This is a genomic window from Testudinibacter sp. TW-1, assembly GCF_050613185.1.
Taxonomy (GTDB): domain Bacteria; phylum Pseudomonadota; class Gammaproteobacteria; order Enterobacterales; family Pasteurellaceae; genus Chelonobacter.
Window position 1 is genome coordinate 496,866 of sequence record NZ_CP192511.1, and the last position, 13,653, is coordinate 510,518.

Below are 13,653 nucleotides of genomic sequence, written 5' to 3' on the forward strand. Positions count from 1 at the left end.
TGGAACAAGTCAGAGGATTTCTATTCAACAGAAAGTAAACTTAACCGTTCCGCAATCATTTGTTCCAACGGCGAGTAATTTAATCGGTGGGCTTGCTTAGAGGCTTCAATCATTTGCTCTTGTGTTATACCGTTAAAATGTAAATCATAGCCTGCATTTTTAGCGAGTTGCGCAATAAAAATCCGTTGTACTCGACCACTTCCTTCTCGAAATGGATGCATAGCATTAATTTCACCTAAATAATAGGCTAATCGCGCCGCCATGTTTTCTGCCGCTGTTATCGTTAAATATTTTTCCTGTTTCAGTTGCTGAAATAATTTTTTAGCTTCAGGCACAATTCGGTATCCTATTATAAAATCCTGACCGCCTTTTTGTAGGTAGCCGTCACGAATTTCACCTGCCCATGGGTAAATATCTTGAAATAAATGTTTATGAATTGCTTGTAAATGCGCTAAATCAAATTGCCCTTTAATTGGGCTTTCCGCTAGAGAGGCGGTATTAATATAGCTGATCGCCTTTTCTTTAATATCGAGTTCGACTTGATCTTGTATATTAAATCGGTTTCTCAGCACGCCATTTGCATAAATATAGGGATCAGATCCCGTGTACTTCATACATTTTTTCCTTAAATGCATTAAAGGTAATGTGTCCGTTAATCCATTCATTCGATAGTTTCAGCATTTCAGCAGTGGTTTCAATTCCCTCAAGTCGATTATTATCAATCGCAAATTGAATGGCTTTTTGGCGCGAAGTTTTATCCGCCTCAGAAATCGGATTATCCAACATATTCTTTCCTTCTGAATTCAACGTATTGCAATCATTCGGCATGTTTACTCCTGCTCCACCAAAAACTGAAACCAATGCCGTTCTTCGATTCGCGCTTTGATATGTTTACGGCGACGCAAACGCAATAAGCGGCGGTGGTTGTTTTGCAGTGAAAGGGATCGTTTCGGTTTAAAAAATACCCGTGCTCTTCTCATATTATTCTCCTTTTAACTTAGCGGAATCCCATAGTCGTTTTCTTGTGTGTTATTACTGGTATCTGCCGGGGTCAGTTTGCGATCAATCGCTTTTTCAATCTCTTTCAGGCGGTAATGCTTGCTAATGCTGCTCATATAACGGCGGATATTTTCTACATAAGCATAGGCTTCATAACCGCGCGCATAACCGTATTTCAATTTGGAATAGTAACGCTTTTCCGCCAACAGCGGCAGGTTGTTTTTCACATCCAGCCAGTTATCCGGATCGCCGCCCAATTCTTTGGTGAGACGGCGCACGTCCAGCAAATGCCCCAAGCCCATATTATACGCCGCCAGCGCATACCAAATTTTATCTTCCTGCCGCACGGTGTTGGGGATTTGGCGCATTAACATATGCAAATACTCCGCCCCGCCGCGAATGCTTTGTTCGGCATTGGTGCGATCTTTCACATTCATCCGTTCGGCGGTGTCTTTGGTCAACATCATAATCCCACGCACGCCGGTCGGCGAAGTGGCGGTTTCGTTCCAATGGGATTCCTGATAAGCGATTGCCGCCAGCGTGTGCCACTCCAACTCACCGCTATAACGTTTGAAATAATCAATATATTTCGGCAACACATTTTCGATCGCGTTCAAATAAGTGCGCGCATCAACGTAGTCAAAATTACGCATATGGTTGAAATATTTTTCTTCTAGGCGTGCCACTAAGCCGTTCTCAAGTGCGGTATGCATGAATTCCAATGACGCCGCTTGCAATTCGTTATAGGTATTTTTGGAAAAATACCAATGCACACTCGACTCTTCACTGACATCAAACGCCACTTTTAATTGCGGTTTAATCTGCTGTGCCGAGGCGATATCAATCGAAGCGGCGATGGCATAATCCTGTTTGCCTTCCGCCACCATTAACAAAATTTCTTCTTGGGTCAGATTTTCATTCACTTGCCAATTTAGGTTTGAAAACTGCGCTTTATTTTGCTGTAACAAGGTGATCAATTCTTGATTAAACGGAATCAAAATCGAGGTGGCGACTTCGGCAAAATTTTTCGGACGCGCCTCACCCATGCGATACACCAATTGCCAAGAGGCGGAGGTATAACCCGGACCGGTTTGAAAATCGTCATTTTTTTCATTTTGATAACGCAAACCCGCCGCCGCCATATCAATCTGACCGCGCTTTAACGCCTCGAACAATTGGCTGCTGTTATCCAAGCTGACAACCTTCAACCGCACGCCCAGATAGTCGGCAAACGCCGCGCTCAATTCATATTCCAAGCCTTGTGCTTGGTCATTGCCGATAAAATAATAGACCGGATTATTCACCGTACCGACCACCAGCTCGCCTTTTTCCAACACCGTCACATAGTGATTTTTCTCCGACGACATGATTTTTTGCCACGGGAAAACCATGTCGATTGCCCACAGCAATAAACCGATTGCAAAAATCGTGCGTAGTATTAAGCCTTTCAAATAACCGTTCCGTTTTATCGCCAATGCCGCCGTCTAAGATAACGCATTTTAACTGTTCTTGTGCAGAAAACCAAATCTGTTCCGTTCGCACATGCTTTCCTGTACAATATAGGCGATTTTTTAACTCCCTCTTTCACCTACGGTAAAATACGGTAAATGACGATGATGCAAATTTTCCGCGGCTCTCCCGCTCTCTCTGATTTTCGCTTAAACCAATTAATGACCCGATTCCGCCAAGCCGAGCTGCCTGTCAGCGATTGCTATGCCGAATATCTGCACTTTGCCGATTTGACACAGGCACTAACGCCAACGGAAACCGAGCAGTTAGAACAGTTGCTGCATTATGGTCCGACATTGGCGGAGCATGAACCGAGCGGCAGTTGTTTTATCGTGATCCCGCGAATCGGCACAATCTCCTCTTGGTCTTCCAAAGCCAGCGATATTGCGCATAATTCCGGCTTAGAGAAAGTCAAACGCCTCGAACGCGGTCTCGCATATTATCTTCAAACCACCTCCCCCCTCACCGCACAACAAACCCAAACCCTGACCGCACTTTTACATGACCGTATGCTGGAAACGGTGATCGAAACTCCACAAGATGCCCAAGCCCTGTTCAGCCACGCCGAACCGAAAGCGTTCACCACCGTTGATATTCTGCAACACGGCAGAACCGCACTTGAACAAGCCAATCTCAATTTAGGTTTGGCATTGGCGGAAGATGAAATCGACTATTTATTCGAACAGTTCACCCAACTGAAACGCAATCCGGTCGATATCGAACTGTATATGTTTGCCCAAGCGAATTCCGAACATTGCCGGCATAAAATTTTTAATGCCGATTGGGTGATCGACGGCGAGAAACAGCCGAAATCACTGTTTAAGATGATTAAAAATACCTTTGAGCAAACCCCTGATTTTGTGCTGTCGGCGTATAAAGACAATGCGGCGGTGATGGAAGGCTCGAAAGTCGGGCGTTTTTTTGCCGACAGCGACGGAAAATATCGCTATCATCAAGAAGACGCGCACATTTTAATGAAAGTGGAAACCCACAACCACCCGACTGCGATTTCCCCGTTCCCGGGCGCGGCGACCGGTTCAGGCGGTGAAATCCGCGATGAAGGCGCGACCGGACGCGGTGCAAAACCCAAAGCCGGTTTGGTCGGTTTCTCGGTGTCCAACTTACTTGTACCGCACTTTGAACAGCCGTGGGAAAATCCGTTAAGCAAACCGAACCGTATCGCGTCGGCATTGGATATTATGTTGGAGGCCCCGCTCGGCGGCGCGGCGTTTAACAATGAATTCGGTCGCCCTGCGCTGTTGGGCTATTTCCGCACTTATGAAGAAAAAGTGAACAGTTTTAACGGGGTGGAAGTGCGCGGTTATCACAAACCGATTATGCTTGCCGGCGGAATCGGCAATATCCGTGGCGAACACGTTGCCAAAGGCGAAATTCCGGTCGGCGCAAAATTGATTGTACTCGGCGGCCCGGCGATGAATATCGGCTTGGGCGGCGGTGCAGCTTCCTCGATGACTTCAGGCAAATCGAAAGAAGATTTGGATTTTGCTTCGGTGCAACGCGACAATCCGGAGATGGAACGCCGTTGTCAAGAAGTGATCGACCGCTGCTGGCAGCTGGGCGACGACAACCCGATTCTGTTTATCCACGATGTCGGCGCAGGCGGTCTCTCCAATGCGATGCCGGAATTGGTCAATGACGGCGGACGCGGCGGCAACTTTGAGTTGCGCAAAATCCTGAGTGACGAACCGGGCATGAGCCCGTTGGAAATTTGGTGTAACGAATCGCAAGAACGCTATGTGTTGGCAGTGGCAGCGGATCAATTGCCGCTGTTCGAACAACTGTGCCAACGCGAACGCGCGCCTTATGCGGTGATCGGCGAAGCGGTGGCTGAACCGCACTTGACCCTCAGCGACAGCCATTTCAACAATAAACCGATTGATATGCCGTTAAATGTGCTGCTCGGCAAACCACCGAAAATGATCCGCGAGGTGCAAAGTGCGGTCGTCAAAAATCCTGCGCTAGACACGCAAGCAATTAATCTCAGTGAAGCACTGCACCGCGTGTTACGCCTGCCGGTAGTCGCGGAAAAAACCTTCTTAATCACCATCGGCGACCGCTCTGTCACCGGCATGGTGGCGCGCGATCAGATGGTCGGACCGTGGCAAATCCCGGTTGCCGACTGCGCCGTGACCACCGCCAGCCTTGACAGCTACTACGGCGAAGCGATGTCCATCGGCGAACGGGCGCCGATTGCGTTATTGAACTTCGCTGCGTCGGCACGCATGGCGGTTGCCGAATCGATCACCAATATCGCCGCCACTCAGATTGGCGATATTAAACGGATTAAACTCTCCGCCAACTGGATGTCTGCCGCCGGACACAAAGGCGAAGACGCCGGTTTATATGCGGCGGTGAAAGCGGTCGGCGAAGAACTCTGTCCGGCATTGGGCTTAACCATTCCGGTCGGTAAAGATTCAATGTCGATGAAAACCACTTGGCAGGAAAACGGCGAAAACAAACAAGTCACTGCGCCATTATCCTTAGTGATCAGTGCTTTTGCACGGGTGGAAGATGTGCGCAAAACCGTTACGCCGCAATTAAGAACCGACAAAGGCGACAGCCGTCTCTTGCTGATCGACTTGGGCGAAGGCAACAACCGCTTGGGCGCAACCGCACTGGCGCAGGTGTATAAACAACTGGGCGACAACGCCGCCGATGTGGTTGATTCAGCCAAACTGAAAGGCTTCTATGGCGCCATCCAACAACTGGTTGCCGACGATAAATTACTGGCTTACCACGACCGTTCCGACGGCGGTTTGATTGTAACGCTTGCCGAAATGGCATTTGCCGGTCATTGCGGGGTTGATGTGAATATCGCCGCCCTCGGCAACGACAACTTAAACGTGCTGTTTAACGAAGAGTTGGGCGCAGTGATTCAAGTTCGCACCGCCGATTTAGACAGCGTAAACCGCACTTTGGCACAACACGGGTTAAGTGCGGTCAGCCATGATCTCGGCACGGTCACCGTCGGCGATGAATTTATTATCCGCCGTGACGCTGAAGTCGTCTTACAGCAATCGCGCAATGAACTGCGTGGTATCTGGGCGGAACTGACCCACCAAATGCAACGCCTGCGCGACAACCCGACTTGCGCCGATCAAGAATTCTCCACCAAGAAAGATCCGAACAATAAAGGCTTGTCGGCACAATTAAGCTACAATCCAAGCGAAGACATCGCTGCGCCCTATATCGCCACCGGCATAAAACCACGCATTGCGGTGTTGCGCGAACAAGGAGTAAACAGCCATGTTGAAATGGCAGCGGCGTTTGACCGTGCCGGATTTGATTCGATTGACGTCCATATGAGCGACCTGATGAGCGGACGTATCAGCCTCGATTCATTCAACGCTTTGGTCGCTTGCGGCGGCTTCTCTTACGGCGATGTACTAGGCGCAGGCGGCGGTTGGGCGAAATCCATTCTGTTCAATACCGCACTTCGCGATCAATTCGCCGCCTTCTTCCAACGTGAAAACACCTTGAGCTTGGGCGTATGTAACGGCTGCCAAATGCTCTCCAACCTTGCCGAAATCATTCCCGGCACGGAAGCATGGCCGCGCTTTGTACGCAACACCTCCGAACGTTTTGAAGCGCGCGCGGCGTTGGTACGTATCAACGACAGCAATTCGTTGTGGTTCAACGGCATGGCAGGCTCACATATGCCAATCGCCGTTTCCCACGGCGAAGGTCGGGTTGAATTCAAAAATGATCAGCAATTGGCACAGTTGCGTGAGCAAAACCTCATCATCGCGCAATATATCGACAATAACCTGCAACCAACCGAAACCTACCCGGCCAACCCGAACGGCTCAGTGGACGGCATTACCGCACTTAGCAACCGCAACGGACGCGTCGCCATTATGATGCCACACCCGGAACGCGTATTTAGAGCAGTCAGCAACTCTTGGTATCCGGAAGACTGGTCTGAAGATGGGGCTTGGATGCGGTTGTTTAGGAATGCGAGGGTTGTGTTGAAATAGATATTAATAAAAGGATGAGTTTTGGCTCGTCCTTTTTTATATTTAAATAATGGAAGATTAAATTATGAATAATAGATATGCTAATATAGATTTAGCTTATGATTTCTTATTAGATAAAAAAATCAGAAAGTGAATTCACTTTAAATGAATTGTCCTTATATTCAGGGTTAAAAACGAGTACATGCAAAACTTATCTTAGCAAAAAATGGTACAATTACATAGAAAAATCAAGTAGAAACTATCTATCTCATAACCTTAAATTAATTAGTAAAGAACAATTTAGAAAAATAACTTCTCAAAAAAATGCGATCAATATATACGATCTAGAATATGGAAATCTTTTAGGAAAAGCAAGGGAATTTTCGTTACTAGCTGTATCTACTTATAATAACCCATATACACAATTTAAGACTCATGGATTTATAGTAAATATAATTATTGCTTATACTTCGTTATTTCATGCTATTTTTGAAAAGACTGGAATCAATTATTTTTACAAAGATAATAAAGGCAATCTTAAGATAATAGATGGACAAGAAAAAGCGTGGAAATTAAATAAATGTTTAAAAGAATATTGGCAAGATAGATGCAAAGCAGAAAAAGCCAACTTAGAATTTTTAATTTTATTAAGAAATAAAATTGAACATAGAGGACTTCCTACTCTAGATATTATTGTCAGTGGAGAGTGCCAAGCAGCACTAAATAATTTTGAAACATTATTAGTAAACGAGTTTGGCGAAGAATATGCACTAAAAACAAATCTAGCGATTGCAATGCAATTAAGTAATGTTTCCGAGCAATCACAAATTAATGCAATGAAAGAATTTCAAACCTAGACTTATAAATCTATAAGAGAGTTTATGGATGGTTATAGGGGAACATTAAATGAAGATATACTAAATAGCCAGAATTATCGAATATCTGTTTTTTTGATACCTAAGATTATCAATCATTTAAAATCATCCGATCTAGCAATAGAGTTTATAAATGTAGATAAACTATCTGATGAAAAACGAATGCAATATGATAATGCTATTGGTTTTCTAAAAGGAATTGAATTCCCATTCAAATTTAGACCTAAAAGGGTAGTTGAGGCAATAAAAATAGTATACCCTAAGTTCAACATGAACGATCACACCAATTGTTGGAAAAAATATAATGCAAGACCTAGAGGTATAATTAAGAATTTTAGAAGTGAGTATTCCGCTTACGTGGATGGATACGATTCATATTTATATTCTCAAAAATGGATTGATTTTCTGCTTGATAAACTTTCTAAAGAGAAATAAATATGAATTTAGATAAAATTTCAAAACATATGTTAGACTTAGGGTTAGCCGCATTACAACATGCTAACTATCATTCTGCTTTTTATAGCTCTGATAATTATATGTGGTCTGAATTATCTGTACTACAAGCTTATTAAAAGTGCCAAATCAATTACATATAGTGAATTACCAGAAAGACTATGGATTACAACTAGAATGCCCTTACCCAATAAAAAAGTTTATAAGAAATTTGGTGAATTAAGAAATTCTATACAACATAGCAGCCCTCCTATTAATACTGATTTTTCATTGGAAACACTAAAGTTTATATATGATGTGATTGATCCTTTCATTAATAATTGTTGGGGGCTTTATGCTGTAGATTATCATGAAGATTCAGAGCCATATAACATTGTTGAAAGTTTACTATCTAGGAGGATCGAATTTCTCGTTCCGCCATCCTTATTGGGTCTATATAGAGATTCAGATTTTTTAGATGATGAATATGATCTCGAATATAAAAAGATCATGCAAGAACGATTTAAAATAAAAATCAACAAAAATATATAATTTCCTTAAAAATTTAGGATATACCTAAAAATGACAGCCTAGTAATTAGATCTTGTTGTAACGTATTTACTTTATAAGTATATTCTATTTTGGTATAGTAGAAAAATTATTGCTAAAAAGTGCATTAAAGCCTTATAGCGATTAATTTTAAAGCACTTTTTTAAATTATAAGTAAAAAACTTGTCCATTCTGCCAAAATCAGAATACCCGAAAACATTGCTCTTTTAATAATACTACCAAACAGGCGATTGAAAATATTGTAGTTGCAAAATGATCGCTTGTGCATGATAACCCAATAATGAAACGGAGAAAAATTTTATGCCACAATTAGACGAATCTTTAGAAGATGAAGAATTAGCATTATTAGATAACTTGCTTTTAGAATATGGTTCGGAACGTGAAAATGGCTATAATATTTTAAGCTTAAGCGAATTAGACGGCTTGCTTACTGCAGTGCTATCCAGCCCTGAATTAGTGACACCAAACCAATGGTTACCTGCTATTTTTGATGAAAATGCACAAGAAAGCATACCAGATGCAAATACATTTAATCTCTTATTATCTTTAATTTTCCGTCATTATAATGATGTCATACAACGCTTAAACAGCCCGTTATTTTATGCTTATTTTGATGAAAGCACTGATGATTTTGTGATTTTGGATTCGTGGTGTTCGGGCTATATTATTGGTGCTAAAGTCTCCGATTGGGGAAATTTACCCAATAAAATCCAAGAGCAATATGATTTAATTCGTTCATTCGCTTATTTTGAGGGCGATGATCTCAATTTAGATGATCACCCTTCTGCCAAAGATACACAAGAACACGCAGCAAAAGTCGAAAAGGCGGTAATGGCAATCTATCAATATTTTCTGACATTAAGAAATAGATAAGAATACGAAATTCCTCTATTGTTTAATTGCAATCATTAGATGACCTTGATGGCACAAGTTTGTAACTTGCGCTATCAGTGGGCTTAAAAGTGGCTTCGACTTCGCTCAGCCACCGATATAAAAAACGGTCGCCAAATTCCTTCAGCGACCGTTCTTATTAAACTTGATTTTAAAAACCTAACATCAACCCATACCGTATTTTTTTAGTTTTTTGCGTAGCGTGCCGCGATTGATACCCAACATATTTGCCGCACGGGTTTGGTTGCCCCGGGTGTATTGCATCACCATATCTAACATCGGGTGTTCGACTTCGGATAATACCAACTCATAAAGATCATTCACATCTTGCCCGTTTAATTGGGCCAAATAGTTTTTCAACGCTTGTTTTACGGAATCTCTTAATGGTTTGTTTGTAATTTGAGATTGTGCATTTAAGGTTGAAACGGTTAATGCTTCGGAATTGCTACGTTGTTCTAACATTGTTATGTGTTCCATTTAACTAAAAAAATCACCCCAATCCGCTATTGGATTGAGTCAAGAAACTCTTCCAACACGCTCAACTGCCGCTGAGGATCAGTAATCGTATTGAAAGTACATTTAAAAGCAGAATCTGGTTTGATGTTATCCAAATACCAAGCTACGTGTTTACGGGCAACCCGATAGCCTTTCTGCTCGCCGTAAAAATCGTGCAAGCCTTGAATATGCTCGAGTGCCACCTGACACTTTTCTGCCAAATCCGGTTCAGCCATCAGCTCACCCGATTGCAAAAAAGCCTCAATCTGTCGAAACAGCCATGGTTGTCCGAGTGCGCCCCGGCCAACCATCACGGCATCCGCTCCGGTATAATCCAGAACGTATTTCGCTTTTTGCGGTGATGTCACATCGCCATTGGCGATCACCGGAATAGAAATCTGTTGTTTCACCGCGCGAATATGTTCATACTCGGCTTCACCTTCGTATAAACAACTACGGGTTCTGCCATGCACGGTCAAGGCCTGAATCCCGCTTTGCTCCGCTATTTTGGCGATTTCAACACAATTTCTATTGCTTTTATCCCACCCTGTCCGAATTTTCAGCGTGACCGGAACATCCACCGCCGACACCACTTCGTGCAGAATTTTCTCGACTAAATCAGGATATTGTAACAATGCCGAACCCGCCATTTTACGGTTTACCTTTTTAGCCGGACAGCCCATATTGATATCAATCAACTGTGCGCCGCATTCCACATTCAATGCCGCCGCCTGTGCCATTTCCAACGGATCACTGCCTGCAATCTGCACGGCATTAATTCCGATTTCTACGTGATGTGCCACACGCAAACGCGATTTTTCCGTGTGCCAAACATCACGATTCGCCGACATCATTTCAGAGTAACTCATGCCGGCATGATAGCGGGCACAAAGTCGTCTGAACGGCTGATCGGTTATCCCTGCCATGGGGGCTAATAAGACGCGATTTTTTAATTGAAATTTTCCAATGCGCACAAACAACCACCACCACAAAAATACATCCCGCAAAAATAAGGGTTCATGCCAAACAAAACGCCCTCAGGCAAGGTGATATGGGATGAGCGCTTATTCGGTTACAGAACCGTCATCGAACAAGGGGGGCTATAATACGCACTTTTTACCAATTAGGGAAGTACATTTTTTATCCAAAATGCGTTTTTTTGCATTTTTTTGATCTGGTTAAAAAAACAGCGAAAATAATCTCGAAAAACGAAACCAATCGGCAGCTTAACGATTGACAAGCAGCCGATTTTAGTTCAAATGAAAGCTTAACCGATTTTATTCCCCGTAATCCGACACCATTCTTCCTGTTCCGCCACGGGTTCTAACCGCACTTGGCTTTGATAGGCTTCGCATACGGCTTGTGCTTGGTTGGCGAGAATGCCGGACAGCCCTAAATCTGCGTTCGGTTTGAGTAACGCGATAATCGGTTCGGCGAGTTCTTTCAGCGGGCCTGCTAAGATGTTCGCCACCACTACATCGGCTTGCAAATCTTTCGGTTGATCTTTGGCGAGAAATAACTGCAAGCGATCGGCTACGCCGTTGCGTTCGGCATTATCACGGCTGGCAAGGATGGCTTGCGGATCGATGTCGATACCGATTGCTTGTTTCGCGCCTAACTTCAAGGTGGCAATAGCCAGAATGCCGGAACCGCAACCAAAGTCGATGACGGTTTTGCCGTTTAAATCCAAGCCGTCCAGCCATTGCAGGCAAAGTGCGGTGGTCGGGTGCGTGCCGGTGCCAAACGCCAAGCCCGGATCGAGCATTACGTTGACCGCACTTTCGTCCGGCACGGGTCGCCAGCTCGGGCAGATCCATAAGCGTTTGCCGAATTGCATTGGATGGAAATTTTCCATCCACTCCCGTTCCCAGTCTTTGTCTTCGATCTGTTCGATTTTATGGCTGACACTGTCGTTTAAAATGCCCTGTGCCGTTAATTCCGCTGCAATTTGCTGCATATCGGTTTCCGCGTCAAACAAGGCGATCACATCGGTGTTGCCCCACAAACGGGTTTCGCCCGGCAGCGGTTCGAACACCGGCGTATCCTGACTATCGACAAAGGTGACCGACACCGAGCCGAGCGCTTCCAACACTTCGCTGATCGCTTCCGCCTGTTTGTCGTTACTGTTGATTCTAATTTGTACCCAAGCCATCTGTTTTTTCCATTGTTGTTTGCATTGCAATAAACTGTTTTTCGCCTATTTTATTGGCGATTAGAAAGGCGATCAAGCCAAGCACCAACGACGGCACAATGGCATGAAAACCGAGTAATTTCAGTGAAGCGGTCGTCAATCCGATATAACTGAATAATCCGACCGTCATTGAGGCGATGGCACCGTAAGCATTGGCTTTTTCCCAATATAAACCCAACACGATCACCCACAAAAATGCCGCTTCCAAGCCGCCAAAGGCAAATAAATTCAACCAAATAATCATATCCGGCGGATTAAGCGCCGCCAACACTAAAAGTGCGGTCAGCACCAAGGTTGCCATTGAAGAAAATATTCCGATCTTACGCTGGTTCCGTGCCGCTTCCGGTTTTGCCGCCAGATAAATATCTTTCACGAAGATCGCCGACGATTGAATCAATTGCGCGTCAATGGTCGACATAATCGCCGACATCGGCGCAGCCAAGAAAATGCCGGCAACAATCGGCGGCAATACCTGCAACATCAGCGTCGGGATCACCTGATCCGGAATCGTCAACTCCGGTAAAATCGCGCGCCCAAGAGCGCCGGACAAGTGCATACCCAACATAATAATCGTCAGCACAATCGTACCGATGAACATTCCGCCGTGTAACGCTTTACTGTCTTTAAATGCCATACAGCGCACCGCCGTATGCGGCAAGCCGACCACGCCGAAACAGACTAAAATCCAAAACGATGCCATAAACTGAAAATCCAACATCTCATTCGGACCATACGGGCTGACCAGTTGCGGATCTTGCGCCGCCAACGCCGCCACCGCACTTTCCACTCCGCCGGCGGCATAAATCACCGCAATCAATAAAATCAACGTGCCGAAAATCATCACTGTCCCTTGAATGGTGTCGGTCAGCACCACCGCACGGAAACCGCCGATAAAGGTGTAAATGCCGACCGTTAGGGCAAAAATCAATAATGATTGGGTGTAGCTAATGCCGATTGTCGTTTCCAGTAATCTGGCACCGCCGATAAATTGCACCGTCATTGCCGCAAAAAAAGCGATTAACAGCGCAACGCAGGCGATCCAAACCAGATATTTATTTTTGTAACGGTGCAATAATAAATCGTTGATGGTGAGCGCCTTGCTTTCGCGCGATAACAATGCGAATTTTTTGCCCAATGCACCTAAGGCAAGCCACACCGCCGGCACTTGAATCATCGCCAGCAGTACCCAGCCCAAACCGAACTTATACGCAGCTCCCGGTCCGCCGATAAATGAACTGGCGCTGGCATACGTCGAGGCGGTGGTCATTGCCAACACCCAGCCCGTCATCGAACGGTTGCCGACATAATATTCGGTCAGAAAATCCCCTTTGCTACGTTTCACATAAGCATAAATCGCCGCGCCAAACACAAATGCCAGATAAATAACCAGTGGTAAAATAATGCCTAAGTTCATTATTTTACCTCCTGTTTCACGCTGCTATCAGCATGATTATCCAAATCAAAATCCAGATACACAATACGAATCACCCAATACGCCACCACGATAAACAGCACCGGCAGGTAGATACAGGCGAGCTCAAACCAGAGCGGAAAACCAATCGGTCCATGCGTGCCGCTCGGCAGATAGGCGCACAGACACCAACCAATCACATATAATACGGTCAAACCCAATGCCCAACGGGCCTCTTTACTGGCTTGTCGATACTTTTGTTGCAACGTCATCTGAATACCTCATCGTGAGAAGAACAAGATC

15 protein-coding genes are annotated in these 13,653 nt (G+C 44.8%); 6 read left to right on the forward strand and 9 right to left on the reverse strand.

Annotation, left to right across the window (positions count from 1 at the left end):
* Nucleotides 1-20: 20 nt before the first annotated feature.
* Genes ACQ31U_RS02420 through mltF form a run of 4 tightly spaced genes read right to left on the reverse strand, consistent with a single transcriptional unit; the run spans nt 21 to nt 2,450 of the window.
* Nucleotides 21-614: a Fic/DOC family protein gene (locus ACQ31U_RS02420; protein WP_431053511.1), complete on the reverse strand. Its 594-nt coding sequence runs from the start codon at nt 612-614 to the stop codon at nt 21-23.
* Nucleotides 595-828, reverse strand: coding sequence for an antitoxin VbhA family protein (locus ACQ31U_RS02425; RefSeq protein ID WP_431053512.1), 234 nt, complete (start codon nt 826-828; stop codon nt 595-597). Before ACQ31U_RS02425 ends, ACQ31U_RS02420 begins: the two co-directional genes overlap by 20 nt.
* Before the next feature lie 2 nt (nt 829-830).
* Nucleotides 831-980 carry a hypothetical protein gene (locus tag ACQ31U_RS02430; RefSeq protein WP_431053513.1) on the reverse strand — a complete coding sequence of 50 codons (150 nt, stop codon included), beginning with the start codon at nt 978-980 and terminating at the stop codon, nt 831-833.
* A gap of 12 nt (nt 981-992) precedes the next feature.
* Nucleotides 993-2,450, reverse strand: a complete 1,458-nt coding sequence (gene mltF / locus ACQ31U_RS02435; protein ID WP_431053514.1) for a membrane-bound lytic murein transglycosylase MltF — start codon at nt 2,448-2,450, stop codon at nt 993-995.
* Between the two features lie 162 nt (nt 2,451-2,612).
* On the opposite strand from mltF, the gene purL reads away from it, so the two are divergent.
* The 6 genes from purL to ACQ31U_RS02465 all read left to right on the forward strand — a co-directional run bounded on the left by purL (nt 2,613) and on the right by ACQ31U_RS02465 (nt 9,235).
* Nucleotides 2,613-6,506 (forward strand): phosphoribosylformylglycinamidine synthase, encoded by a 3,894-nt coding sequence (purL, locus tag ACQ31U_RS02440; protein ID WP_431053515.1) that lies wholly within the window; start codon nt 2,613-2,615, stop codon nt 6,504-6,506.
* Between the two features lie 149 nt (nt 6,507-6,655).
* A complete protein-coding gene (locus ACQ31U_RS02445) occupies nt 6,656-7,342 on the forward strand; it encodes a DUF3644 domain-containing protein (RefSeq protein ID WP_431053516.1) in 687 nt (228 codons plus the stop codon).
* Nucleotides 7,343-7,366: 24 nt separating this feature from the next.
* Entirely contained in the window at nt 7,367-7,795 is a 429-nt protein-coding gene (locus ACQ31U_RS02450; protein WP_431053517.1) for a hypothetical protein, read from the forward strand.
* A 2-nt stretch (nt 7,796-7,797) separates the two neighbouring features.
* A complete protein-coding gene (locus ACQ31U_RS02455; protein ID WP_431053518.1) occupies nt 7,798-7,932 on the forward strand; it encodes a hypothetical protein in 135 nt (44 codons plus the stop codon).
* A gap of 58 nt (nt 7,933-7,990) precedes the next feature.
* The gene (locus ACQ31U_RS02460) at nt 7,991-8,344 is read left to right on the forward strand and encodes a hypothetical protein (protein WP_431053519.1); all 354 of its coding nucleotides are present in this window, start codon (nt 7,991-7,993) and stop codon (nt 8,342-8,344) included.
* A 318-nt stretch (nt 8,345-8,662) separates the two neighbouring features.
* Nucleotides 8,663-9,235 (forward strand): UPF0149 family protein, encoded by a 573-nt coding sequence (locus ACQ31U_RS02465; protein ID WP_431053520.1) that lies wholly within the window; start codon nt 8,663-8,665, stop codon nt 9,233-9,235.
* Between the two features lie 183 nt (nt 9,236-9,418).
* Here the strand turns inward: ACQ31U_RS02465 and fis are convergent, their stop codons facing one another.
* The 5 genes from fis to ACQ31U_RS02490 form a co-directional block, all read right to left on the reverse strand.
* On the reverse strand, nt 9,419-9,715 hold the full coding sequence (gene fis / locus ACQ31U_RS02470) for a DNA-binding transcriptional regulator Fis (protein WP_431053521.1): 297 nt from the start codon (nt 9,713-9,715) through the stop codon (nt 9,419-9,421).
* Between the two features lie 41 nt (nt 9,716-9,756).
* Entirely contained in the window at nt 9,757-10,722 is a 966-nt protein-coding gene (gene dusB / locus ACQ31U_RS02475) for a tRNA dihydrouridine synthase DusB (protein WP_431054264.1), read from the reverse strand.
* A gap of 293 nt (nt 10,723-11,015) precedes the next feature.
* Nucleotides 11,016-11,900, reverse strand: coding sequence for a 50S ribosomal protein L11 methyltransferase (gene prmA, locus ACQ31U_RS02480; protein ID WP_431053522.1), 885 nt, complete (start codon nt 11,898-11,900; stop codon nt 11,016-11,018).
* Nucleotides 11,881-13,353 (reverse strand): sodium/pantothenate symporter, encoded by a 1,473-nt coding sequence (panF, locus tag ACQ31U_RS02485; RefSeq protein ID WP_431053523.1) that lies wholly within the window; start codon nt 13,351-13,353, stop codon nt 11,881-11,883. Before panF ends, prmA begins: the two co-directional genes overlap by 20 nt.
* Nucleotides 13,353-13,622: a YhdT family protein gene (locus ACQ31U_RS02490; RefSeq protein WP_431053524.1), complete on the reverse strand. Its 270-nt coding sequence runs from the start codon at nt 13,620-13,622 to the stop codon at nt 13,353-13,355. Before ACQ31U_RS02490 ends, panF begins: the two co-directional genes overlap by 1 nt.
* Nucleotides 13,623-13,653: the final 31 nt, after the last annotated feature.